General features: G+C 44.8%; 20 protein-coding genes. 6 read left to right on the top strand and 14 right to left on the bottom strand.

Going from position 1 to position 22,719, the window contains the following annotated elements:
- Nucleotides 1-28: 28 nt before the first annotated feature.
- From ACMXYN_RS13615 to cysD, 12 genes are all read right to left on the bottom strand, one after another.
- The gene (locus tag ACMXYN_RS13615) at nt 29-1,672 is read right to left on the bottom strand and encodes a hypothetical protein (RefSeq protein WP_415892294.1); all 1,644 of its coding nucleotides are present in this window, start codon (nt 1,670-1,672) and stop codon (nt 29-31) included.
- 363 nt (nt 1,673-2,035) lie between these two features.
- Entirely contained in the window at nt 2,036-2,671 is a 636-nt protein-coding gene (gene nth / locus ACMXYN_RS13620; RefSeq protein ID WP_415892295.1) for an endonuclease III, read from the bottom strand.
- Nucleotides 2,672-2,692: 21 nt separating this feature from the next.
- Entirely contained in the window at nt 2,693-3,661 is a 969-nt protein-coding gene (locus tag ACMXYN_RS13625; RefSeq protein WP_415892296.1) for a GGDEF domain-containing protein, read from the bottom strand.
- Entirely contained in the window at nt 3,658-4,638 is a 981-nt protein-coding gene (locus ACMXYN_RS13630; protein WP_415892297.1) for a response regulator, read from the bottom strand. The genes ACMXYN_RS13625 and ACMXYN_RS13630 overlap by 4 nt, the downstream gene beginning before the upstream one ends.
- A gap of 121 nt (nt 4,639-4,759) precedes the next feature.
- Nucleotides 4,760-5,461, bottom strand: a complete 702-nt coding sequence (locus tag ACMXYN_RS13635) for an electron transport complex subunit E (protein ID WP_415892298.1) — start codon at nt 5,459-5,461, stop codon at nt 4,760-4,762.
- The gene (rsxG, locus tag ACMXYN_RS13640) at nt 5,461-6,114 is read right to left on the bottom strand and encodes an electron transport complex subunit RsxG (RefSeq protein WP_415892299.1); all 654 of its coding nucleotides are present in this window, start codon (nt 6,112-6,114) and stop codon (nt 5,461-5,463) included. The genes ACMXYN_RS13635 and rsxG overlap by 1 nt, the downstream gene beginning before the upstream one ends.
- Nucleotides 6,114-7,175 carry an electron transport complex subunit RsxD gene (gene rsxD / locus ACMXYN_RS13645; RefSeq protein WP_415892300.1) on the bottom strand — a complete coding sequence of 354 codons (1,062 nt, stop codon included), beginning with the start codon at nt 7,173-7,175 and terminating at the stop codon, nt 6,114-6,116. The genes rsxG and rsxD overlap by 1 nt, the downstream gene beginning before the upstream one ends.
- Nucleotides 7,176-7,189: 14 nt before the next feature.
- On the bottom strand, nt 7,190-10,363 hold the full coding sequence (gene rsxC / locus ACMXYN_RS13650) for an electron transport complex subunit RsxC (protein WP_415892301.1): 3,174 nt from the start codon (nt 10,361-10,363) through the stop codon (nt 7,190-7,192).
- Nucleotides 10,360-10,956, bottom strand: coding sequence for an electron transport complex subunit RsxB (gene rsxB / locus ACMXYN_RS13655; protein ID WP_415892302.1), 597 nt, complete (start codon nt 10,954-10,956; stop codon nt 10,360-10,362). The genes rsxC and rsxB overlap by 4 nt, the downstream gene beginning before the upstream one ends.
- A 9-nt stretch (nt 10,957-10,965) precedes the next feature.
- Nucleotides 10,966-11,547 carry an electron transport complex subunit RsxA gene (gene rsxA, locus ACMXYN_RS13660; RefSeq protein WP_415882090.1) on the bottom strand — a complete coding sequence of 194 codons (582 nt, stop codon included), beginning with the start codon at nt 11,545-11,547 and terminating at the stop codon, nt 10,966-10,968.
- 153 nt (nt 11,548-11,700) lie between these two features.
- The gene (cysN, locus tag ACMXYN_RS13665; protein ID WP_415892303.1) at nt 11,701-13,371 is read right to left on the bottom strand and encodes a sulfate adenylyltransferase subunit CysN; all 1,671 of its coding nucleotides are present in this window, start codon (nt 13,369-13,371) and stop codon (nt 11,701-11,703) included.
- 123 nt (nt 13,372-13,494) lie between these two features.
- On the bottom strand, nt 13,495-14,412 hold the full coding sequence (cysD, locus tag ACMXYN_RS13670; protein WP_415885517.1) for a sulfate adenylyltransferase subunit CysD: 918 nt from the start codon (nt 14,410-14,412) through the stop codon (nt 13,495-13,497).
- A gap of 315 nt (nt 14,413-14,727) precedes the next feature.
- On the opposite strand from cysD, the gene ACMXYN_RS13675 reads away from it, so the two are divergent.
- From ACMXYN_RS13675 to cysG, 5 genes are all read left to right on the top strand, one after another.
- Nucleotides 14,728-15,513, top strand: a complete 786-nt coding sequence (locus ACMXYN_RS13675) for a sulfite exporter TauE/SafE family protein (RefSeq protein ID WP_415892304.1) — start codon at nt 14,728-14,730, stop codon at nt 15,511-15,513.
- Between the two features lie 53 nt (nt 15,514-15,566).
- Entirely contained in the window at nt 15,567-17,225 is a 1,659-nt protein-coding gene (locus tag ACMXYN_RS13680; RefSeq protein ID WP_415892305.1) for a nitrite/sulfite reductase, read from the top strand.
- Nucleotides 17,209-17,682: a DUF934 domain-containing protein gene (locus ACMXYN_RS13685; protein ID WP_415892306.1), complete on the top strand. Its 474-nt coding sequence runs from the start codon at nt 17,209-17,211 to the stop codon at nt 17,680-17,682. Before ACMXYN_RS13680 ends, ACMXYN_RS13685 begins: the two co-directional genes overlap by 17 nt.
- A gap of 26 nt (nt 17,683-17,708) precedes the next feature.
- Nucleotides 17,709-18,431, top strand: a complete 723-nt coding sequence (locus ACMXYN_RS13690; protein WP_415892307.1) for a phosphoadenylyl-sulfate reductase — start codon at nt 17,709-17,711, stop codon at nt 18,429-18,431.
- 357 nt (nt 18,432-18,788) lie between these two features.
- Nucleotides 18,789-20,213 carry a siroheme synthase CysG gene (gene cysG / locus ACMXYN_RS13695; protein WP_415892308.1) on the top strand — a complete coding sequence of 475 codons (1,425 nt, stop codon included), beginning with the start codon at nt 18,789-18,791 and terminating at the stop codon, nt 20,211-20,213.
- 381 nt (nt 20,214-20,594) lie between these two features.
- Here the strand turns inward: cysG and ACMXYN_RS13700 are convergent, their stop codons facing one another.
- Entirely contained in the window at nt 20,595-20,774 is a 180-nt protein-coding gene (locus ACMXYN_RS13700) for a PCP reductase family protein (RefSeq protein ID WP_415882098.1), read from the bottom strand.
- Between the two features lie 201 nt (nt 20,775-20,975).
- On the opposite strand from ACMXYN_RS13700, the gene ACMXYN_RS13705 reads away from it, so the two are divergent.
- Nucleotides 20,976-21,416 carry a BLUF domain-containing protein gene (locus ACMXYN_RS13705; RefSeq protein ID WP_415892309.1) on the top strand — a complete coding sequence of 147 codons (441 nt, stop codon included), beginning with the start codon at nt 20,976-20,978 and terminating at the stop codon, nt 21,414-21,416.
- On the opposite strand, the gene ACMXYN_RS13710 is transcribed toward ACMXYN_RS13705, so the two are convergent.
- The gene (locus ACMXYN_RS13710; RefSeq protein WP_415892310.1) at nt 21,417-22,706 is read right to left on the bottom strand and encodes a DEAD/DEAH box helicase; all 1,290 of its coding nucleotides are present in this window, start codon (nt 22,704-22,706) and stop codon (nt 21,417-21,419) included. It lies immediately after the preceding gene.
- Nucleotides 22,707-22,719: the final 13 nt, after the last annotated feature.

Genomic DNA, 22,719 nt, shown 5'->3' on the forward strand with positions numbered 1-22,719 from the left:
TTGCCTACTATGTTAATGGTCTCCTACTCTAATCCGGCTCATCATATTCAACAGCATAAGTTGTAGCATGAGTCCCTTCAATTACGGTATCCAATTGATTACCTTTACCCTCTTTGACAAACTGTTTTTGAATAATGGCACTGCCGCCAATACCTTGCCCTGAAGTGCCGTAGAAAGTTCCATCCACAGCCCCATCAATAGTTCGGGTATAACTGGAACCATTTAAGGTCGTTGATAAATCATTCGCGTTAACACTGGTCGATATTAGTCTATTCGCCTCTGTTATTATGCCACTAGCCGTAAAACCAACATGACCAATTACAGAATTATCGCTACCAAACTGCAAATTAGATCCATCCACACCTCCATTGAAGACACCTGACCAAGATCCGCTTCCAGAGAAGTTTACTTCCATAGTTACTGAAGCACCAAAACCAGTAGATCCTGTATAGGTAGCTATCTTATCTGCCCCTAGTCCATCAACAAAATTACTTAGCTGATCTGCAGTTGTTTCATAGCCAAAAACAAATGTACCTAACGAACCAGAAAAAGTTGTAACAGGGTCTCTACCTCTACCGTTAAGTTCCTCTACGGTAAGCGTTCCATCACTCCAAGTTCCTTGTAACATATAAATAGAAGTATCATCACCTACCCCTTCTACAAAAATTCCATCTTCAGCCGGGATCGATAAGGTGCTTATATGGTCATCGTCATTGATAGTAACTAACAATGTTCCACCATCACCATCTGATTGCGGATCATCAACAAAAGTTATGGATTCAATTCTATCGCTATCCTCTTCGGATCCAACCATAAACGCCTGAATAGCATGTAATAGGCTCTCAGCCTCTTCATCGTCTTCATCCATAAAAATAGTAAACATCCGGACTCTAGCATCAGTAACATCAGCTTCATTTTTAATTCGGCCTTGGCCTTGACCATGTACACAGCCAGATTCACTAGGCCTTACACATCCTAAATCCTCACCTAATGCATATGAACTGGAATAACCGCTGGTCTCTGCATTATTATCACCGCCGCCGCCGTCACCGCCGCCATCACCGCCGCCGTCACCGCCGCCATCACCGCCGCCGTCACCGCCGCCGTCACCGCCGCCATCACCGCCGCCGTCACCGCCGCCATCACCGCCGCCGTCACCGCCGCCATCACCGCCGCCGTCACCGCCGCCATCACCGCCGCCATCACCGCCGCCGTCACCGCCGCCATCACCGCCGCCGTCACCGCCGCCATCACCGCCGTCACCGCCGTCACCGCCGCCATCACCGCCGCCATCACCGCCGCCATCACCGCCGCCATCACCGCCGCCGTCACCGCCGCCATCACCGCCGCCATCACTACCGCCGCCATCACTACCACCGCCATCACTACCGCCGCCGTCACTACCGCTGCCAACAGTTGGAGACTCATTCAAGGCTAAACCATCATCGGGAAGGACATATTCATCCCCTGCTGCTCCAGCAAAGGCAAGTGCTACACCACCAGCTGCGGGCCCACCTGCAGCTGTTGCGAATGGAAGGGCCCATGGCCCCCAATCTTCAACTGAATCAGGCTCATCTGGGTTATTATTTTTAGGGAAGGCAGCTGCTTGAACCTGCCCCGCAGCAAAAACACTACTGATAGCAAGAGCTATCAACTTTTTCTGAGACCACATAATAAGCCTCCATCTTTACTAATTCTTCCAGTGCATTCTTTCAAACAACACCTTTTTCTTTCATAAGGAAGAACAAATACGGCCTAAAATCTTAAGCCTTTGTTTCTTAAGGAGTTATTCAAAGACCTTGTATATTTATATATGCGAAAGCAAAATTTTTTTAATTGCTATTCAAACAGTATAGTTGCTACAGAAAGCCTAAAAGACAAAACTGTACGATATTTAATCACCATAACTGCTATTTACTGGAATCGTTTTCATAAACAATCAGAGCGATGGTGCTCATCACTCAGTTGTTTGAGGTAGGAGGCTAAGCTAATAGAGCGACATATGTAGATTGGGTTTAGGAGAGAATAAAAACCCTTAAAATTCAGTCTTGTCTTTATACTCGCATAAGTCTTCGATTAGACAGGAACCACATTTCGGTTTGCGAGCTACGCAGGTATATCGACCATGTAAAATAAGCCAATGATGCGCATCGATTAAGAATTCTTTCGGAACAAAACGCATAAGTTTCTGTTCAACTTCATTCACGTTTTTACCTGGTGCTATCTTAGTACGGTTTGAAACCCGAAAAATATGGGTATCCACAGCCATAGCAGGCTGACCAAAAGCGGTGTTCAAAACAACATTGGCAGTCTTGCGTCCTACACCAGGAAGCGCTTCTAAATCAGCACGGTTATCTGGCACTTCAGAGCCATGCTTGTCGACCAAGGCTTTACAGGTCTTGATCACATTCTCGGCTTTGGTATTAAACAAACCGATGGTTTTAATATATTCCTTCAAACCATCTACACCCAATGCGTAGATCGCCTCTGGAGTATTCGCAACAGGATAAAGTTTTCGAGTCGCTTTGTTCACACCTACATCAGTAGCCTGAGCGGAAAGAATAACTGCAATCAGTAATTCGAACGGAGAGCTATATTCGAGCTCTGTCGTAGGATGAGGGTTATCATCACGCCAACGGGTGAAGATTTCGTGTCTTTTTTGCTTATTCATGACTAGATATATAGAAGTGCTTTAGTTGTAATCGCCATAGAGGCTAACCCAATTACGACCGCTCTGTTTTGATTTGTAGAGCGCCTGGTCAGCTTGTTCCAACCATTCTAAAGGCGTCTGTTGTTCGTAATTAAGCTCAGATACACCCAAACTAATGGTAACTTTTAATTGATGTTCGGCATAAGGCACAACGAGGCTCTCTATACGAGAACGTAGGCGCTCAGCAAAGATCATCGCATTTTCACCGTTCGTGCCAGTCAAAATCGCTCCAAACTCTTCTCCACCATAACGTCCGAGAAAGTCGGTTTTACGCGCTTGATCTTTAAGCGCTTGAGCCACAGCACGAATGATTTCATCCCCTGCTTGGTGCCCGTAGGTATCGTTCACCCGTTTAAAGTGGTCGATATCGAACATCACTAAACTGCTGACTTCCTGACTGCGATTAAAGCGTTCAAATTCTTGGTTAAGGCACTCTTCCCAATAGCCACGATTATTCAAGCCAGTTAACCGGTCTTCTCGGCTTAACTCTTTTAACTGATCGTTAGCCAGTTGCAAATCAATCTGGCCAGTTGCAGTATCTGTAACGTCGTAAATCAGGATACCCACGTGATCAACTTCACCAGTGGGTGAAGTTAGCGGAATCAAAGTGACGTTCTGATACATAAATGGCGCACGGCCAGTAATAGGGCGATTACTTTTAAAATGAAATAGGTAGGGGCGCTGTTCCCAAGAGATATAAGCAGGGTTTCTTAACAGAAAAACTGATTCCAATTTTTGCTTTAACCATCGACAAGGGAGTTCTGGAAATTTAGCAAAAATAGAATGTTCTGTTAGCTTCACGGCGGATATTCCGGAATGGTTTTCCATAAAACCATTCCACAGTTTGATGAGACCCGCGCGATCTACAACAACCAAGCCTACTTCAAGGTTTTGAATCAGCCCTAAAGTCCAATGTAACTCATCGATCTCTTGGAAATTCTGACTATTCATTCAAAATAACTCGCAATCTTCTGTAATACAGGTAAGGAATCAGGGGTAAACGCCAAAATGAGCTCACACTGGAAGTCATATTCCGGTAACTGATAATCAACGGAAATAGTCATGGTTTGGCCTAAAGGCCCTACTTGATCACAAACCCTCTCAACATCATGTAAAATAGCTGGAGTTGCTCGGCTAAACACAAGATCTAACTGCTGTGCAAAACCAGATATAAATGCGCCGATAAGAGCATTCGCAAGTGACATTAATAGATCAGATTCTGAATATTCTCCATTCTCTGTCATCCCCATCAAACTTGCCACACTGTCTAAATTACTAGTTTGCAGCAATAACAGTGCCTCACCTGCCACACCGGAGCCAATAAAGCCCTGACTAATCAATTCGTGTTGATTATCTGACGCGATTTTAAGCTGATTCGCTAGTTCTGCAGCAGCAACCATTTTCACAAGTGGAATGGGCAGATGGACAAATGTCTTTAACAAACCACCTAACATACTGCCCGCTTGGCCCATCGCAACATTGGCGATTTCCTGATAATACTCAGGCAAAGCAAGTGGAGTGTCTATCTTCTCTTCGACAATAGCTGGATGTTCCAGCTCGTTTAACAAACCAAAACGTTGAAGAACTTCGGAAATAACCTCTGGAGATGTTGGCTTTTTGATAAAAGCTAGCGCACCCAGCTCTTCTACCCTTGATTGCGCTTCAGGCTGAATATCACCGGAGACAACTATCACCATTGTGGGTAGATCATCTTGGCGGATACGCTCAAGCGCCTGATAGCCATCCATAATCGGCATGGTCAAATCTAGGAAAAGAATATCACCCTTACCAGCCCTAATTGCTTCAAGACCTTCTAGGCCATGTTCAGCAAACGTTACTTCGACATTCCATCCACGCAGGGCGGATGCCATTTGTTTACGCGCTAAACGGGAATCATCACAGATAACTACAGGGACAGGCTGACTCACAATCCTTCCTAAAGAATAATAACCAAGGAAAACAGTAAGCTAACAGCCTAATGTATGCCTTAGCAGAAAACAATTCTGCTAAGGCTAAAACAGAGAAAAGAATAGGTATACTTTGGCTTTGTTAGCCAGTTATACGAACACGTTCTGGCTTAGCACCTTCATCTGGCGTTTGTTGAGCTAAACGCTCTTTAGCACGGGCATCAATGATGTTTTTAAGCGCAATTAATAAACCCATACCAACAAAGGCACCAGGTGGTAAAACTGCAAACAGGAAACCAGTGTAGTCATCAACAACAGTAATTTTCCAATCAGCTGCCATTGGACCAAATAGCAGATGCATATCGCTAAATAGTGTACCTAAACCTAGTAACTCGCGCATCGCACCTAAGATCACCAATACCGCAGTAAAGCCAAGCCCCATCATCAAACCATCTAACACTGACTCTTTAACAGGGTTCTTACATGCAAAAGCATCGGCACGGCCCATAATCGCACAGTTCGTCACAATCAGTGGGATAAAAATACCTAGTATTAAGTAAAGTTCGTAAGTGAATGCCTTCATCAGTAGCTCAATTGCCGTTACAAAAGAAGCAATGATCATCACGAAGATCGGCAGACGAACAGAGTCCGGAACAAATTTTCGGAAGGCTGATACGGTAAGGTTCGAACCTAGCAATACCAGAATACTAGCAATGCCTAAACCTATAGCATTAACTACGGTACCTGTTACCGCTAGCAGTGGGCATAGACCCAGTAATTGAACTAACGCAGGGTTATTGTCCCATAAGCCGTCCATGGAGATTTTTTTATAATCAGCAGCCATTAGTTGGATACCTCCTGATTGTTATCTTGCTGTTCAGGCTTAACTTCTAGCAAAGCAATTCGGTTGGCTTCAAAGTAGTCTAATGCTCGGCCTACCGCGTTTACGATTGCGCGTGGAGTAATTGTGGCGCCGGTAAACTGATCAAACTGGCCACCATCTTTTTTTACCGCCCAAATACCATTGCTTTCTGTCGCTTTAGCACGGCCGTTAAAACTGTAGATCCAATCAGACTTTTTGGTTTCGACTTTATCCCCTAAGCCTGGCGTTTCTTTATGTACTAAAACACGCACGCCAGCTACAGTACTATCGGCATTAATACCAACAATAAAACTAATGTTGCCACTGTAACCATCTGGTGCAACAACCGGTAAAATAACGGCTTTAACTAAGCCTTCTTTACGCGCTCGATAAGCCGTTACCGGTGCTTTATGACCTAACTCAGCTACCTGAAGTTCAAACGTATCCTGCAGTAACTGATTGTCGATCGTGTTACGAGGAACAATCTCATATAAAGCTTTTGCTTTAAATTCACGTTCGTTTTTAGCAATTGCGTCTTGAGTAGAGACTTGAGTGATTGCAATCACCGCAGCACACACCACAGCAAATAAACTGATCGCAACAGTACTCGATTTAATCGCACTAAATAAATGCATTATGAGCCCCCCTTCATGCCACGCTTAGCTTTTGCATGGCCATAAGTTCGAGGCTGGGTGTATTGATCAATAAAAGGTGCTGACAAATTCATCAACAATACGGCAAATGCAATCGCATCAGGGTAGCCACCCCAACCACGTATAACATAAACCAATACACCAATACCGATACCAAAATAGATCTTGCCACGATTACTGGTTGCAGATGTTACTGGGTCCGTTGCTATAAAGAACGCCCCTAGCATTGTTGCACCCGCCGTTAGATGGAAAAACGGACCCGCAAACGAAGATGGATCAATAATATGAAACAATGTTGATATAACCGCTAGCGAACCTAACACAGCCACAGGCGTATGGATTGTGAACACTTTACGGTAGATTAAGAAGACACCGCCCATCAAATAAGCAGCACTCACAGCATGCCAAGCCCCCATTCCTTCAGATAGGACTGGAACCGAGCGCCATACTTCTTCCGTTGTTAATCCACTACGATGGCGCATTGCATCAAGCGGTGTCGCACCGGTGTAAGCATCCATTAGCGCAGGATCAACCGATCCAAAGATCAAACCTAGTGTTTGTCCAAAACTTAGGACATTCCAGCTTCCTTCTGGGCCATTAAGCACAAAAGGCTCTGTCCAACTGGTCATCTGCACTGGGAATGAAACCAGCAGCAACGCATAAGCAACCATTGCTGGGTTAAAAGGGTTTTGCCCAAGGCCGCCATACAGATGCTTAGCAATCACAATAGCGACGAATACACCGACCATTGTCACCCACCAAGGCGCAAATGGAGGTAACGCAAGGCCTAACAGCAACGCGGTAACAATTGCACTGTAGTCTTTAAGATAGAAACCTAAAGGGCGCTTACGTAGCTTAACAATGGCTGCTTCAAAACCTACTGCAAGTAAACATGCCCAGATAACATTGATTAAGGTGCCCCAACCAAAAAAGAACGTCATCGCAGCCAAACCCGGTAAGGTTGCGAGTATCAATAAACGCATTACATCAGCCGTACTGCTGGCCTTATGTAAATGGGGGGAGCTAGTGCGTATTAACGCCATCTGCTAACAAATCCTTAATCGCTAAAACGACTTAACGTCTGGTTTAATTTCTCTGCTTCTTGTTGAGCAGCTACTAACTGCTCTTCCATGCTTGGCAGATCATCAACATTATCTTCTCGAGCTTTAGTTAACGCTCTTTCCGCTTTGGTAACGGCCGCGCGAGCCATCGCAGCATCAATCTTTAACTGTTTAAGATCGATACCCTCTCCTGCAGCCTTCTCTATCAACTGAATTTCATATGCATCAAATGCTTTTTTAGCTTCATCGTGCAACTTAGTTAAACGCTGCACTTCTGCTTCCAACTCAGCTTGATCCGATTCTTCTGCATCATCTAAAGCATTCTGCGCCTTCTTCAGCTTGGTACGCATAATAGAAACATTCTGCTTCAAAGCTTTAGGGTCAACAGGCTCTGGTTTTGCAGGCTCTTCTAACTGCCCACCCGCTTGCAGATACTCTTGCTTAAGTTCGTCATGCTTACCACGAAGCTTTTCCACACCGGCTTTCATCTTCTCAGCCGCTGGGCTACCAGATTGAATCGCTTTGTCTAAAGCAACTTGAGCTTTGTTTACTTTGGCCTGCATTGCATCCATATCAGCTTTAAGCTCATCTAGATTGACTGCTGGAGCGACAGGAGCAGCCGCAGAAGCTTGAACCGCTTTATCATATTCAGCTTTGGCTTCTTCGTATTTACCTTGCAGCTTCTCGACACCGGCTTTCATTTTTTCAGCCGCTGGGCTGCCAGATTCAATCGCTTTATCTAAGGCAATTTGAGCTTTCTCAACTTTGGCCTTAATAGCCTCCATATCTTCTTTAAGCTCATCTAGATTGACTGCAGGAGCTACGGGTGCAGGGGTTGGCGCTTGAGCCGCCTTATCGTATTCAGCCTTAGCTTCTTCGTATTTACCCTGAAGCTTCTCTACACCGGCCTTCATCTTCTCAACAGCAGGACTACCTGACGCGATGGCTGCATCTAAGGCTTTTTGCGCTTTTTCCACCTTAGCCTGCATTGCATCCATATCAGCTTTAAGCTCATCTAGATTAATCGCCGGAGCTACAGGTACAGAGGCTGGCGCTTGAGCGGCTTTATCATATTCCGCCTTAGCTTCTTCGTATTTACCTTGAAGCTTTTCTACACCAGCTTTCATTTTTTCTACAGCTGGGCTGCCTGAAGCAATAGCTGCATCCAAGGCTTTTTGTGCTTTCTCTACTTTGCCCTGCGCTGCATCCATTGTCTCTTTTAGCTCAGCTAAATTAACCGCTGGTTGTACAGGCGCTGGTGCCCCACCGGATTCAGCTTGATCATACGCAGCTTGAGCCGCTTCAGTTTTGGCTTTCTGTTCAGCAACTTTCGCTTTAAGCGCTTCGAGATCACCTTCACCGGATTCTTCGGCTTTGGCTAGCGCTTTTTCAGCTTGTTTCAACTTGGTTCGAGCAACAGCTGCATTGGTTTTAAGCTGTTTAATATCTACAACTGGGGCAGGCGCGCTCGCAGGATTTTGAGCCTGATCGTAGGCCTCTTGCGCAGCCTTAGCTTTCAATTCTAACTCAGTCACGGTTTGACGTAACTGCTCGATACCATCCAAACCTTTAGACTCAGCATTTTCGAGTGCTTTCTGCGCTTTCTTCAGCTTGGTACGCGAAACTGCAGCAGCGGTTTTAAGTGCTTTAATATCAGGTTCACCTGATGGTTTAGCTGCTTCAGCAGTTTTACCTGACGCTAGTTTGTCTTTCTTAACCGCTTGCGCTTTCGCTGCTTCTTCCGCACGTTGCTTACGACGTAGCTCTTTTTCTACTTTCTCTTGCTCTAAGCGAGCTTGACGAGCTTCGAAGCGCTGACGTGCATGATCTGCTTTACGCTGTTCTGCTTCTTCTGCACGGATCTCAGATTTAGCAAAACGGTAGTACTGCACCAACGGGATATTACTTGGACAGACATAAGAGCAAGCACCACACTCTATACAATCAAATAAGTTATGGTGTTTGGCTTTTTCAAACTCTTTACCTTTCGCAAACCAATGCAATTGTTGCGGTAGTAGCTCAGCAGGACATACCTGCTCACACATACCACAACGAATACAAGGGTTCGCTGCCGGTGCAGGCGGCATCTCGTCGTACGTTGCGGCAATAACACAGTTGGTCGTTTTGATCATCGGGATAGATTGACTATCCACGGTATAGCCCATCATTGGACCACCAATAACTAAACGATAAAGCTCAGACTGACGTACTTCAGCAGCTTCCAACAAGCTTTCTAGTGGCGTACCGATCAATGCACGCATATTATGCGGATGACCTAAAGCATCGCCCGTAACCGTTACAACACGGGAGATTAGAGGTACACCGTTATAGACAGCATCGTAGATAGCAGAAGCTGTACCTATGTTTTGGCATACGATACCGACATCGGCAGGTATCTTTCCGCTTGGAACTTCGACACCTGTCAGCAGCTTTATCAGCTGCTTTTCACCGCCCGATGGATAGACGGTTGGAACAACTACAATATCAATATCTTGCTTGGATTCTGCTACAGCAAGCTCAAGCGCACGGATTGCCTGAGGCTTATTATCCTCAGTGCCAATCATAATGTGATGCGGCTTTAACAGGTGCGCGATAACCTCAATACCTTTGACAATATCAACTGCACGCTCACGCATCAGCATATCGTCAGCAGTAATATAAGGCTCACATTCCATCGCGTTGATAATCAACGTATTAACAATGTGATCATCGCCCAGATGTAGTTTTACATCGGTCGGGAAACCAGCACCGCCCATACCACTGATACCGTGGTAACGGATAAAATCGATCAACTCTTGTTTATTAATCGACGTATAGTCTTCTAGACCTTTGTGATCGCACCACTCATCTAAACCGTCGGTTTTAATCACCACGCAAGGGGCTGACATACCGGACATGTGCGGTACAGGGCGAGACTCAATCGCCTCAACTACACCTGAACTTGGCGCATGAACGCTAACACTTATACGGCCTGCTGCCTCAGCAATAACCTGACCTTTAAGCACTCGATCACCAACAGAAACAACAAGCTCTGAAGGCGCACCGATATGCTGTGATAAGGGTACAACAAGCTGATCTGGGATTGGCGCAATTTGAATTTGACCGCCGGTAGACTGATGTTTATTCTCAGGTGGGTGTACACCACCGTGGAAAGAATGCTTAGTACTCACGCTGCATCTCCTCCCACAACTTCACCACGCTGATCCGTAGCAATAAGTTGAACACCCGGCTTAGGCATATCCCACTTCCACGTTTGTAACGTGGTTTCAACTGGTAACATATCAATACAATCTACTGGGCAAGGCTCTACACAAAGGTCACAACCTGTACATTCAGATGTGATAACTGTGTGCATCTGCTTAGCCGCACCTAAAATGGCATCAACCGGGCACGCCTGAATACATTTAGTACAACCGATACACTCATCTTCACGAATGTAGGCTACCGCTTTAACGGGTTCTTCTTCTGCACCACCTTCAAGCGGAATAGCTTCCACATCCAGAAGATCAGCTAAAGTTTCGACTGTGCTTTGTCCACCAGGAGGGCATTTATTGATTGCATCACCTTCTGCAATCGCTTCTGCATACGGGCGGCAGCCAGGGTAACCACACTGACCACATTGGGTCTGCGGCAAAATACTGTCGATTTGATCAACGAGAGGGTTACCTTCAACTTTGAAACGTACTGAGGCAAAGCCCAATAGCAAACCAAAAGCTAAAGCTAAGCCCAAAAGAGCTAATACGGCGATGATTACGATATCCACGGTCGGCTCCTAAATCTGTACCAGACCGGTGAAGCCCATAAATGCCAAGGACATTAAGCCTGCAGTCACCATACCGATCGCTGCCCCCTGAAATGGCATAGGGACATCTGCCACCGCAATACGCTCACGCATAGCTGAGAATAGAATCAAAGCAAGAGAGAAGCCGATTGCAGCACCAAAACCGTAAACAATAGAATCAATAAAGCCATTGAGCTTTTTGATATTAAGTAACGCAACCCCTAGTACTGCACAGTTAGTGGTAATCAACGGCAAGAAGATACCTAACACTTTGTACAATAATGGGCTGGTTTTACGAACAACCATCTCAGTGAACTGCACAACAACCGCTATCACTAAGATAAATGTAATCGTTTGCAGATACTCTAACGCGAGAGGCTGCAGGAGATATGTGTACGCAAGATAGCTACATACGGACGACAGAGTCAGTACAAACGTGGTCGCCAAGGACATACCCATCGCGGTTTCCAGCTTATTGGAAACCCCCATAAATGGACACAATCCAAGGAATTGAACCAGTACAAAGTTGTTTACCAGCACAGTGCTGATAACAATCAGAAGATATTCTGTCATAAGATCCGTATAGCTATCGAAACCTACCCCTAAAAGAAAATAAGCAAAATCTAATATTACTATCTCTTATAAGGTTTCGGTATAGCGATATTCTGATTTAAAACAATAAACCGGGAGATCAAGCTCCCGGTTTTTCCATTCAAGAATGGTCTGCTATTTCAATAGTTCTAGTGCGCTTGCTAGTTTCTCAACGTCAGTAGACCCCTGAAGTTGATCAACGTTCAATGCAACTGCACCTTCTACTGCATCGTCAGTTTCAAGCAAAGAAATCAGACCCGCTTGGTTTAGAACAGTAGACGCATTTTGAGCACCGCCCTGAAGCTGCTCAGCGTTAAGCGCTACAACTGCACGACCTTGTTCGAACAATACTGATTCTAGGCTAAACAATAGTGTTTGACGCTGTTCTGCATTTCCACCAGAGATAGTCGCTGTCGCAGCCTGCTGACCGAAACGAATTGTACGATCAGATGCTTTAACTGCAGAAGCATTAACCAGCTTCGATTCAAGATCAGTCTGCTCATCACCACCCTCGATGATCATACCCGCTGCAACAGTTGCATTGGTTAGACGATCAACAATAATGAAAGAACCTGTACCGTGGTGAGCACGGTAATCATCAGCAACAACTGGACGCTCTAGCGTAATCTCACAACGTGCGATTTCGTTTAACTCTAGGGAATCAGCAGCAGTCTGTTCTAGTGTGTTAACGTCTACACGGTGACGAACGTTACTGATACCGCCAGCAATACGCGTAGTGTTCAGCTTAACTTCGTACTGACGACCTTTCTGCAAAGGTTCCTCAGACATCCATACGACCATGGAGTCAAAACGGTTTGTTGTTTCTGGAACATCGTTGCTATGAACAAGAATATCGCCACGAGAGATATCAATCTCATCTTCCAAAGTTAGCGTTACCGCCATTGGCGGGAATGCTTCTTGAATTTCACCTTCGTAAGTAACAATAGACTTAACCTTGCTGGACTTACCAGAAGGCAGCACAGTTACTTCGTCGCCTGGGCGAACGATGCCGGAAGTTAAAGTACCGCAGTAGCCACGGAAGTCTAAGTTAGGACGGTTTACGTACTGAACAGGGAAACGTAAGCTGTCGAAGTTCTGGTCGTTAGCCAGCTCAACTGTTTCCAGTGTTTCCATCAATGGCTCACCTTTGAACCAGCTCATAGGCTCAGAAGGAGTTACAACGTTATCACCCTTCAATGCAGAGATCGGTACAAACTGAATATCAGGTAGATCTAGCTGCTTAGAGAACTCAAGGTAATCAGCTTTAATCTCTTCAAAACGTTCTTCACTGAAATCAACAAGGTCCATTTTGTTGATAGCAACAATCGTATGCTTAATACCTAGTAGAGAAACGATAAAGCTGTGACGTTTCGTCTGAACCTGTACACCGTGACGAGCATCGATAAGGATGATGGCTAGATCACAAGTAGATGCACCTGTTGCCATGTTACGAGTGTACTGCTCATGGCCCGGAGTATCCGCAATGATGAATTTACGCTTAGACGTAGAGAAGTAACGGTAAGCAACATCGATAGTGATACCTTGCTCACGCTCGGCAGCAAGACCATCAACTAGAAGCGCAAGGTCAAGTTCTTCACCGGCATTACCAACACGCTCGTTATCCTTCTGGATAGCAGCAAGTTGATCTTCATAAATCATTTTCGAGTCATGTAGTAGACGGCCAATCAATGTAGATTTACCGTCATCCACGCTACCACAAGTCAAAAAGCGTAATAGCTCTTTGTTCTCATGCTGGTGCAGATACGCTTGGATATCAGATTCAATCAGTTCGCTTTGGTGACTCATTTTCTTCCCCTTAGGAAAGCGGCAAGCCAGTCATTTAGAGAGCTTGTCGCTGAATATTCTTTTCAATATGGATGTAAGGTGCGGCCTATCAATTCATACAGCCACGTATTTCTATCTAAAACTTTAGAAATAACCTTCCATCTTTTTCTTCTCCATCGAACCAGAACTATCATGGTCGATTGCACGGCCCTGACGCTCAGAAGTCGTTGTCAGCAACATCTCCTGAATAATATCCGGCAAAGTTGCCGCATCAGATTCCACTGCACCCGTTAGCGGGTAGCAACCAAGGGTACGGAAACGTACGCTCTTCATTTCTGGTACTTCACCCTCTTCTAATGGCATACGCTCATCATCAACCATGATCAACATGCCATCGCGCTCAACAACAGGGCGCTTAGCAGAATAGTAAAGAGGAACGATAGAGATATTTTCTAAGTAGATGTACTGCCAAATATCAAGCTCAGTCCAGTTAGATAGAGGGAATACACGGATACTTTCACCTTTATCTACACGTGTGTTGAACACGTTCCATAGCTCTGGACGCTGACTCTTTGGATCCCAACGGTGATTCTGATCACGGAAGGAGAATACACGTTCTTTGGCACGAGATTTTTCTTCATCACGGCGAGCACCACCAAACGCAGCATCAAACTGGTACTTGTCCAGAGCTTGCTTCAGCGCTTGAGTCTTCATGATATCTGTGTGCTTAGAAGAACCATGAGTAAACGGACCCACACCCATATCAACACCTTCTTGGTTGATATGAACTAGAAGTTCCATACCTGCTTCTTTCGCCATCTTGTCACGGAATTCAATCATCTCTCTGAACTTCCATGTAGTATCAACATGCAAAAGTGGGAACGGTGGCTTACCTGGCGCAAACGCTTTACGTGCAAGGTGAAGCATTACCGCGGAATCTTTACCAACAGAATAAAGCATTACTGGATTGTCGAATTCAGCAGCCACTTCACGAATGATATGGATACTTTCAGCTTCTAGCTGCTTAAGGTGCGTTAAACGATGTTCAGGCAAAGCACTCATTAAAAATACTCTCTCTCTATAAACGTTACGGACTTAGACCTCACAATCACACCAAGAAAAACTTAATAGTGGTCGATTTAATAAGCCTACTTATCCTATAATGCGGCGCATTATCGCAGCCCTCCCAATAAAACGCAAAAGAATATATAATTACTTTTTTATAGCATTTAGCTATATAAGATTGCCTATCTATTACTTTTCAAATTGTTACCTCCCGTTATCGCTAAAAGAAATAACAAGATTCCCAATTATTATTTTGAGTTATAACAAACCTCCTTTATCATGCCGCCAGTTTACTATTGGACAGGTTTATCTATGGAACTTGCATACAGTTTTGCAGGATTAGTTGTTGGCTTTATCGTTGGCCTCACCGGTATCGGTGGTGGCGCCCTGATGACGCCTATCCTGATTGTTGTATTTGGCATTCCACCTATTACTGCTGTCAGTACCGATCTACTCTATGCCGCAATCACAAAATTCGGCGGCACTTTCTCGTATGCAAGGAAGAAACTGATCGAGTGGAAAGTAGTCCTTCTTTTATTGTCAGGCAGTATTCCTGGAAGCTTATTAACTCTTAGCTACCTAAAAGGACTAGATGGACTAGAGCAGATAGAACACTTAATGAATCTCACACTTGGCGTATCATTAGTGTTAACATCCATCGCCGTTTTTCTGCGTAATAAAATACGCAATCTAGCGATGAGATTTCAGCATACTCCAGCCGCAAAGCATGCAAGAAAGTGGCGACCAATTGCGACTGCCTTAATGGGCATAGTGCTCGGCGGCCTAGTCACCCTTTCGTCGGTAGGTGCGGGAGCACTCGGGACAGCAATTTTGATTTTATTGTATCCACGAATGAGCATGCCAACCATCGTGGGTTCAGACCTAGTACACGCAGTTGTACTAACTGCTGTAGCAGGCGCAGGTCATTATCAGATGGGCAGCGTTGATCTCAGCTTGCTGCTTTATCTACTAATTGGTTCATTGCCGGGTGTATTCGTGGGTAGTCATCTAGGCACACGTTTATCACCAAAAGTAATGCAGCCTATTATGGGATCAATATTATTAGCCATCGGCCTGCGCTTCGTAATCGCAGGTTAAAACCCTAAAAGTGAGGTGTTGCACCCAATTAAGGGTCCAACAAGGGAACAGTTATGTATCAGTATAACTCTGTCGACCAAAAGCTGGTTGACGAACGTGTTGAGCAATTTAGAGATCAGACTCGCCGCTTTCTAGCAGGTGAGCTGCCAGAAGATGACTTTCTAGCACTACGTCTGATGAACGGTTTGTATGTACAACGCCATGCACCAATGTTGCGTGTAGCGGGTCCATACAATATGTATAACTCAACTCAATTCCGTAAACTGGCTCATATCGCTCGTACTTATGACAAAGGCTATGCGCACTTTACTACGCGTACTAACCTGCAGTTTAACTGGCCGAAACTAGAAGAAGTGCCTGATATCCTTGCTGAGCTTGCTGAAGTTCAGATGCACGCGATTCAGACCTCTGGTAACTGTATCCGTAATACAACGACGGATCAGTTCGCCGGTGTAATCCCGAATGAAATCGAAGATTCTCGTCCGTACTGTGAAATCATTCGTCAGTGGTCATCACTTCACCCTGAGTTTGCTTATCTACCTCGTAAGTTCAAGATTGCTATTTCTTCTTGCGCAAATGACCGTGCAGCAACACAAGTACATGATATTGGCCTTCACATAGTTAAAAACGAAGCTGGCGAAGTTGGTTTTGAAGTACTCGTAGGTGGAGGCCTTGGCCGTACTCCTATGATCGCTAAGCAGATCAATCCATTCCTAGCTAAGGAAGATCTACTTTCTTACCTAGAAGCTATCATCCGTGTTTACAACATGAATGGTCGCCGCGATAACAAATACAAAGCACGTATCAAAATATTGGTACAAGCTGTAGGTATCGATAAGTTCCGTGAGCAAGTCGAAGAAGAATGGGCACACATTCGCAACACTGATCTTAAACTTCCAATGGAAGAGATCGAGCGCGTTAAAGCTTTCTTCAAGCCGTTTGATTACGATGCATCAGCTGCTGCTGATACTTCACTTGAAGCTAAACTTGCAGAGAATGAAGATTTCAATACTTGGTATGAACGTAACACTGTAGAGCATAAAGTAGATGGTTACCGCATCGCTTATGTATCTCTAAAGCCATACCTAAAACCTGCTGGCGACATCACGGCGGATCAACTAGATCTAGTTGCTGATCTTGCTGACAAGTACAGCTTCGGCGAAATTCGTGCTACTCACAACCAAAACTTGGTTTTGGCAGACGTTAAGAAAGCAGACCTATACGCAGTATGGGAAGTGCTTGCAAATGCAGATCTAGCACGTCCAAACATCGGCACACTAACAGACATGACTGTTTGCCCAGGTGGTGACTTCTGTGCTCTAGCTAATGCACGTACTCTGGGTGTAGCGGACCAGATCAACCAGAAGTTTGAAAGCATGGACTTTGTTCATGACCTTGGTGATCTAAAACTGAATATGTCTGGCTGTATGAACGCTTGTTCTCACCACCACGTTGGTCACATCGGTATTTTGGGTGTGGATAAAAAGGGTGAAGAATGGTATCAAATCACACTAGGTGGCGATGATGGTTCTGATGCAGCACTAGGTAAGGTAATTGGCCGTGCGGTAGCGTCTGACGAAGTTGCCAACACTCTAGAAAAAGTGCTGGAAGTATACGTTCAACAGCGCTTTGAGAACGAACGTTTCATTGATACATTCCGCCGTATCGGTATTGCACCATTTAAGGAGTACGTATATGCCCCTGCTAAGTAATCGTGAAGTTGTCGCTGATAACTGGACTCTGATCGACGAAGAGTCACTTGATCAAACGGGTGACATCATCGTACCGCTAGCGCTTTACTTGGAAAACCAAGACGCACTTACTAGCCGTGAGGGCCAAGTAGCTGTAAAAGTGAATGGTGATGACGATATCGACTTCCTAGTCGAGAACTTGGACAAGTTTCCACTAGTGGCAATCGACTTCCCAGCTTTCCGTGACGGCCGTGGATTTAGTATTGCACGTCTTCTTGTTCGCGCTGAGTACAAAGGTGAAATCCGCGCAACAGGTGATATTGGCCAAGACCGATTCGCTTATTTGGAGCGTTGCGGCTTCACAGCAATCGAAATAGCTGACGACGTATTTAAGCCAGAAATGCTTAAGTCTTTCGATGAAATGAGTAACTATTACCAAAGTGCAGCGGACAAAGTACGCGCTGTTTATCACCAGTAATTAATAGTGACGGTGAGGTCCTATTTATGAGTGAGCAAATTTCTGCAGAGTTACAAGCAAAGGTTGAAGCCGTTGCTGCTCTACTAAAAAAAGGCTATCAGAATCATGAGGGTTCCCTAGTCTTTGCAAATAGCTTAGGCGCTGAAGACGTGGTTATCGCTGATCTGATCAGTAAGTTCTGCCCTGGGATCAGCAACTTTGTATTAGATACGGGCCGTCTGCCGGAAGAAACACTTAAGCTTCTTGCTGACGTGCAAAAGCAATACACCAATGTAACATTTAACGTTTACTACCCTGAGGGTGCAGACGTTGAAGCTTATGTTGCAGAGAACGGTGTTAATGCTTTTTACGAATCACAAGAACTACGTAAAGGCTGTTGCTTTGTTCGAAAGATCAAACCTCTAAAGCGCGCCCTGTCTGGACATAAAGCTTGGATTACAGGCCTTCGCCGCGAACAGTCAGTCACTCGTGACGAGATCCAGTTCGAAGAGTGGGATGAAGGTAACAATATGCACAAGCTAAACCCTCTGGCAGATTGGTCAGAGAAAGAGGTTTGGGCATACATCAAAGCAAATGATGTTCCTTACAACGAACTACATGACAAACACTATCCAAGCATCGGCTGTGCACCATGTACACGCGCGATCTCTATGGGTGAAGATGTACGTTCTGGCCGTTGGTGGTGGGAAAACCCAGAAAACCGTGAATGCGGTTTACACCCAGCAACGCCGCTAAATTTCAAAAAGTAATACCTAAGAGATAGCAGGAAGCTTTCTCGTACAGGAGATCCCCCTGCACCATTCAGTAGATCTGCTTGGTGCAGGATCATCTTAATTCTAAGATGCACCATTTTTAAGCACCGAAAATATGCTCGCCCCAATTCGGTGAATTAACTCCCTTTCTATACGCCCAAAACTTAAATCTACTGGTAAACTAATAGATATAAATACGGTTGGTTTCAGCTCTGTATAGCTATGAGCTTAGCTTTAAATAGATAGCTATTAAACCAATCATTATTAGGCATATAGGTTGCATAACTTATTCATAAATAAAGACAACCGACCTATCAGGCATATAAAACCTGAGTCATTTTCTGGAGAGATTTTGTGGATTACCTACCGCTATTTTTTAAGCTGACCAATCAGAAAGTCTTGCTTGTAGGTGGAGGAAACATAGCCTTACGTAAAGCTAAATTACTGTGCAGAGCAGGTGCTCATGTCACCGTTATCTCTCATAAGATATGCGACGATCTACAAGACCTTTTAGATGAAAATCAAGGTACCGCGATCGTTGGTGAGTATCATACCGCCCTTTTAGATGACAAAATCTTAGTCATCGCTGCTACGGATGATAACCCACTGAACGAGCGGGTTCATTTCGATGCAGTCGAAAAGAATATTCCGGTAAATGTTGTCGATAGCCCTAAACTTTGCACCTTTGTATTCCCAGCTATCGTCGATCGCTCCCCTGTTGTTATTGGCATATCTTCAGGCGGTAGTGCACCTGTTCTTGCTCGATTGCTACGCGCTCGACTAGAAACATGGATTCCAAAATCCTACGGAAAGCTTGCGAGCATCGCGAACCATTTTCGCGATCAGGTGAAAGAGACGTTCAGCACAGTTAACCATCGACGTGTTTTCTGGGAAAACGTGCTTCAAGGCCAAATCGCCGAAAAAGTATTCGCTGGGCGTGATGAAGAAGCGGCGAAAATGATCACGGATAAACTTGCCAATGAAGATCCCGAACATCAGGTAGGTGAAGTTTACCTGGTCGGTGGCGGTCCAGGTGATCCTGAGTTATTAACATTTAAAGCACTACGTCTCATGCAACAAGCCGATGTCGTCCTCTACGATGCGCTTGTCTCTCCAGAAGTGTTGGATCTTTGCCGTCGCGATGCTGATCTAATTTTTGTGGGTAAGAAACGCGATAATCACGCTGTCCCACAAGAAGGTATCAACGAACTTCTAGTGAAACATGCAAAACTAGGGCAACGAGTTGTTCGTTTAAAAGGTGGTGATCCCTTTATCTTTGGCCGTGGTGGCGAAGAGCTACAAACCCTTAAAGAACATAATATCCCGTTTCAAGTGGTACCAGGCATAACAGCTGCTAGTGCTTGTTCAACCTTTGCGGGTATTCCGCTGACGCACAGAAACTATGCGCAATCGGTTAAATTTGTAACCGGTCAGCTTAAAAACCGCACGACAGATCTGAACTTTAACGAGTTGGTTCACCCTAACCAAACGGTTGTCTTTTACATGGGCCTACATACCCTGCCACAGCTCGCCGCTAAGATGATTGAACATGGCAAACCAGCATCTACACCTGCAGCGATCATCTCCCGTGGGACATCAGCAGATCAAAAAGTACTGACAGGTACTTTAGAAACACTACCTAAACTACAAGAGGAAGCTCAACTGCCAGCCCCTGCACTGATCATCGTGGGTGAGGTGGTTGAACTACATGAAAACCTAAGCTGGTTTGGCGAAGAAGTATTAGCTCAAAACCTAACGCCAGTTAAAGCCGAACCTTAATTTTTCCACGGCAAAGACTAACAAACTAGTTACCCCCAAATTCTGGGGGTAACTCTATTTACAACCCGTGGATATCTTTGGTTTAGATCGCCATAGCCCTTGATATATCTAGCCTCAAAGCAAATGCTGCTTTTCTAAACACTTTACAAACAACATCACTTTCTTAACTATTATTCAACCAGATAAACGACATTGTGAGTAAATAACAAACGGAAATCTGCACTGATATTTATCAGAGAGACGGGGCTATCGCTGACTAAGGTTATCGAGGGGATAAAAATACATAGAAGGAAGAAAGTTTGATCGCAGGCAGAATAACCTGCTTTGAGATAAGCGGTTGGTCAATAGCATAATCAACCGCTCTTATTGATAGTTAACTACTTACTTTTGGCTATCCATCTGCTTTTTCTTGACCTTATCAAGCAACTCTTCAGTGATACGCTCTAGGCCTTGCTGACGAGCAGCTTTCTCTACCTTATGACGAATTAGTTTACGTACAAAGAAAGGTGCTGCATCTACACGCTGTTTCGCAGCTTCGTCCCACTCTAGTTTGCCTGACATTACTTTTTACCAATTAAGAATTAAAGCCGCACATTATACGCGCTCTAAGCTGAACAGAAAACAGACAGTGTCTATGAAGCTTAGAGCAACACTTTGCTTTTCCTCTTTTAGAAAAGAACTATGCTGTAGATATATCAATAGATCCATACAGGAAAGTTTGCCGTACCTGTACCTAAGCTCAGACATGACTAGGAGCCTTACATGTATCGCCTCATCTATAAAAGCAAACCCGTAAGCACAATGGATTGGGAGCAAGTGCTGCACATTCTTCACCAAAGCGAAAAGAACAATGAGACTAACGAAATCACGGGTGTATTACTTGCTTCTGAGCACAGTTTTCTTCAAGTCATAGAAGGACGCTATGAATCGGTTAATAAGCTATTTATGACCTTAGTACACGACCCTCGGCACACTGATATTCAACTAGTCTCTTTTGATCTAATCGATAGCCGTTTATTTGCAGGCTGGGGAATGAAAGGACTAGGGTTGCTCGACTTTAATACCGATCAAGTCGAACAACTAAAAGCAAAATACGGCGAAGAGAATGGAGATGTAAAGTTTCCATTAGAAGGTTGGAAGGCACTCGCTCTAATCAATGACCTTAAGATGATGCAAGCCCTCCCAGAATGGAAACAAAGCTAATTATTTCTTAAACAAACCTGGTCTAATAGCACGTTTGGATGTATCAGGCTGATAAGCTTCTATTTGTTCACGCTTAACTTGTTTTTTACCTTTCGCTGGGCGCTTCTTCATTGGCCGATCAGCAAAGTCTTCGATCTCTATACGTTTACCATTCTCGATTCTTGGTACCGGTCTTAATCGAATTTTCTGCTTAATCAGTTGCTCAATACGCTTAAGAAAGTCTCGTTCTGCCGGTGCAACTAGAGAGATTGCTTCACCGCTCTCCCCCGCTCGTCCTGTACGGCCGATACGATGCACATAAGCTTCAGGAACATTCGGCAAATCGTAATTCACGACATAAGGAAGCGCTTCGATATCTAAACCTCGCGCTGCTACATCAGTAGCAACCAGAACATGCAATTCGCCACTTAAAAACTCTTTGAACATGCGCTCTCGTTCACGCTGAGTTTTGTCGCCATGAATTGCAGCTGCGTAGATATCTTCTTTATTCAGATACTGAACAAGTTCATCAACGCGCTTTTTAGTTCGAGCAAATACAAGGGTTTGGCCCCACTTCTCTTCTTGGATCAGATAACTCAGAATCTCGGACTTATCGCTGTTATCCACGCCATAAGCGATCTGTTTCACCTGCTTTGCAGTCGAGTTACGCGGAGAGACTTTGATCTTTTGAGGGTTATTTAGATAAAAGTCGGCCAGTACTTCGATGCTTTCATCTGCAGTCGCGGTAAACAAAAGTGTCTGGCGTGGCTCTGCTGCATAATCCATGATCTTTTGAATGGGATCGATAAACCCCAAATCAAGCATACGATCCGCTTCATCAAGTACCAAAAACTCTAGATGATCGAGGTTAATCACTTTTTGCTGCAATAGATCTAACAAACGCCCTGGCGTTGCTACTAGGATATCTGCACCGCGTTTCAATTTACGAATCTGGTTATCCAAGCGCACGCCGCCATAGATAGACATCACACGCATACCTACCGCACGACCATACTCCAACGTATTATCTGCCACTTGAATGGCTAACTCACGCGTAGGCGCTAAAACAAGCGCTCTAACCTGACGATAGTTTTGTTGCGGCGGTGTTTTACTTAACTTCTCGATGATAGGTAGAGCGAAGCTAGCCGTTTTACCTGTACCCGTTTGCGCTTCCGCTAGTAAATCTTCACCTTTTAACACTAAAGGGATTGCTTTAGCTTGTATCGGGGTTGGCTGGGTATACCCGAGCTTTTCCAAACCAGACAGCAGCTCAGGGCATAAATTTAGATCAGAGAAAGCAGGGGTAGTCATCGCAACAAAGTAC

Origin of the sequence: Neptuniibacter sp. PT8_73, assembly GCF_047778045.1 — a bacterium.
Classification (GTDB): domain Bacteria; phylum Pseudomonadota; class Gammaproteobacteria; order Pseudomonadales; family Balneatricaceae; genus Neptuniibacter.

What these genes read in the sequence shown, in the direction of transcription:
- ACMXYN_RS13615 (WP_415892294.1), bottom strand. Translation starts at nt 1,672, where the DNA reads ATGTGGTCTCAGAAAAAGTTGATAGCTCTTGCTATCAGTAGTGTTTTT.
- nth (WP_415892295.1), bottom strand. Translation starts at nt 2,671, where the DNA reads ATGAATAAGCAAAAAAGACACGAAATCTTCACCCGTTGGCGTGATGAT.
- ACMXYN_RS13625 (WP_415892296.1), bottom strand. Translation starts at nt 3,661, where the DNA reads ATGAATAGTCAGAATTTCCAAGAGATCGATGAGTTACATTGGACTTTA.
- ACMXYN_RS13635 (WP_415892298.1), bottom strand. Translation starts at nt 5,461, where the DNA reads ATGGCTGCTGATTATAAAAAAATCTCCATGGACGGCTTATGGGACAAT.
- rsxG (WP_415892299.1), bottom strand. Translation starts at nt 6,114, where the DNA reads ATGCATTTATTTAGTGCGATTAAATCGAGTACTGTTGCGATCAGTTTA.
- rsxD (WP_415892300.1), bottom strand. Translation starts at nt 7,175, where the DNA reads ATGGCGTTAATACGCACTAGCTCCCCCCATTTACATAAGGCCAGCAGT.
- rsxA (WP_415882090.1), bottom strand. Translation starts at nt 11,547, where the DNA reads ATGACAGAATATCTTCTGATTGTTATCAGCACTGTGCTGGTAAACAAC.
- cysN (WP_415892303.1), bottom strand. Translation starts at nt 13,371, where the DNA reads ATGAGTCACCAAAGCGAACTGATTGAATCTGATATCCAAGCGTATCTG.
- cysD (WP_415885517.1), bottom strand. Translation starts at nt 14,412, where the DNA reads ATGAGTGCTTTGCCTGAACATCGTTTAACGCACCTTAAGCAGCTAGAA.
- ACMXYN_RS13675 (WP_415892304.1), top strand. Translation starts at nt 14,728, where the DNA reads ATGGAACTTGCATACAGTTTTGCAGGATTAGTTGTTGGCTTTATCGTT.
- ACMXYN_RS13680 (WP_415892305.1), top strand. Translation starts at nt 15,567, where the DNA reads ATGTATCAGTATAACTCTGTCGACCAAAAGCTGGTTGACGAACGTGTT.
- ACMXYN_RS13685 (WP_415892306.1), top strand. Translation starts at nt 17,209, where the DNA reads ATGCCCCTGCTAAGTAATCGTGAAGTTGTCGCTGATAACTGGACTCTG.
- ACMXYN_RS13690 (WP_415892307.1), top strand. Translation starts at nt 17,709, where the DNA reads ATGAGTGAGCAAATTTCTGCAGAGTTACAAGCAAAGGTTGAAGCCGTT.
- ACMXYN_RS13700 (WP_415882098.1), bottom strand. Translation starts at nt 20,774, where the DNA reads ATGTCAGGCAAACTAGAGTGGGACGAAGCTGCGAAACAGCGTGTAGAT.
- ACMXYN_RS13705 (WP_415892309.1), top strand. Translation starts at nt 20,976, where the DNA reads ATGTATCGCCTCATCTATAAAAGCAAACCCGTAAGCACAATGGATTGG.
- ACMXYN_RS13710 (WP_415892310.1), bottom strand. Translation starts at nt 22,706, where the DNA reads ATGACTACCCCTGCTTTCTCTGATCTAAATTTATGCCCTGAGCTGCTG.